This window comes from Sporolactobacillus spathodeae, assembly GCF_016908935.1.
Lineage (GTDB): Bacteria > Bacillota > Bacilli > Bacillales > Sporolactobacillaceae > Sporolactobacillus > Sporolactobacillus spathodeae.
The window spans coordinates 1-1681 of the sequence record NZ_JAFBEV010000049.1; the positions used below are offsets into that span (position 1 = coordinate 1).

At 45.7% G+C, this 1681-nt stretch carries 1 protein-coding gene; it reads left to right on the forward strand.

Translation table 11 applies throughout. The features are described from left to right. The first annotated feature begins 183 nt into the window (after positions 1 to 183). Entirely contained in the window at positions 184 to 1596 is a 1413-nt protein-coding gene (locus JOC27_RS13305) for an ISLre2 family transposase (RefSeq protein WP_205007763.1), read from the forward strand. The last annotated feature ends 85 nt before the right edge of the window (positions 1597 to 1681 follow it).

The following is a 1681-nucleotide window of genomic DNA, read 5'->3' on the forward strand; positions in this document are numbered from 1 at the left end:
CTATGTGTAAAATGTTTCTCGGAGAATTAAATTCGGATTAGCGCCTGAGGATGGATCGGGACGCTGTTCTTACTTCCAGCCATGTTCCTTTATTCTTCCTTCACTGGACGAAAAGGAGAAGACTCCTTATTCTAAATGTATACCGACCAAGGTGAATACATCAGGAATAGAGGCCTTCTCTCAATGGATAGTATAGAGGATTTATTAGGAATTTGGAAGAACCAAACGAGCCTTTTGGAATTTGAAGAAGAGGCAACTACCTATATGTACCAGTTTATGAGGCGGAGTGTGGAACAGGTATTTTTACTGCTTGATCAAGCACTTGTTAAGGAGAAGCAAACTCAGGGCTGGATAATAGACAGCCATAAGGATCAGCGTACGCTTCAATTTTTATTTGGACCTGTGACGCTGTATCATACGCGTATGATTAGCCCGGAGGGCCATGCCTGTTATCCGCTGGATAACCTTTTAAAACTGAGAAAACACATGCGTTACTCGCCAAATGTGGAGTATGAAACAGCTACTTTAGCTAGCCGTATGACTTGTCGGGAGGTCGTGAAAACCTTAGCGACTTGGACACAGGTTCAAATGAGTCACACGACAGTCATGCGCTGTGTTCGAGCGGTTGGTGAAGCTCAGGAAAAGCAGGATCAGGATCGCGTCATCCAGGCAGCCAACGGAGAATTAGATGGGAAAAGGCAGCCGGACTTTCTCTTTGCAGAGGCTGATGGAACTTTTGTCCGTGGATTAAGAAAACGCCAGCACATTGAAATCAAGCATTTTATTATGTATGAGGGCTGGGTGAAGAATGGAAAACGACGGCTCCTGAAAGAACCCTACGCGGTCATGACCAGCAAGGGGCTGGATAGTTTCTGGGAACAGGTCGAAGCCGCGATTGAACAGCGTTATCGATTATGGCAGACACAGGTTGTTGCCAATAGCGATGGAGGATCGGGTTATGATGAAAGCCATTTTAAAGATGCCTTTTGTGGGGCACACAAGCACATTTGGGTTCAACTTGACGCGTTTCATGTTGCACAATCCCTCACGCGTTCACTACATGGCGATAAGGCCTGGATTACTCGGATACAAAAAGCTATTCAACGGAAAGATCGTGCAGCGGCTATCCTGCTACTGGATACGTATGAAAGTAATCTAGACGAAAATGAGCGTGTGGAGCAAGTTAGAAGTGTCAAGCAATATCTCATGGGACACTGGGATCGCCTGTTTGATTGGCGAGAAAGTGTGGCGAAAGAAAACCTTCCTGAGTATGCTGGGCGATTGGGCGCTATGGAATCCAATCAACGGCATCTGACGTTTCGAATGAAAAAGCGTGGCATGCACTGGGGTGAGTCGGAAGAGGGCATGGTTAAAGTCATTCAAGGCATACGTAACAAGACGTTAAAGATGGCGTATCTTTCTTCGTTTATTCCGTCTAGACGCAAAGAACGAATCATGACAAAGACGATACGAATCGCATCACTCTTGAAGGAACCAACGGTTCCATCTATCGGGGCACATCACGGTCGCATCGGATGTAACGCTTCCTCTTCCAGTGCAGTAGGAAAACTGAACAGAGTGCTGACGCTTGCTTGAAAATGATTTAATACCTAAGGTGTACAAATTAAGAACTAAGAAGTCCTTCCCTAGTAAAGGCTTCCGAGAAAACCTTGACACATAC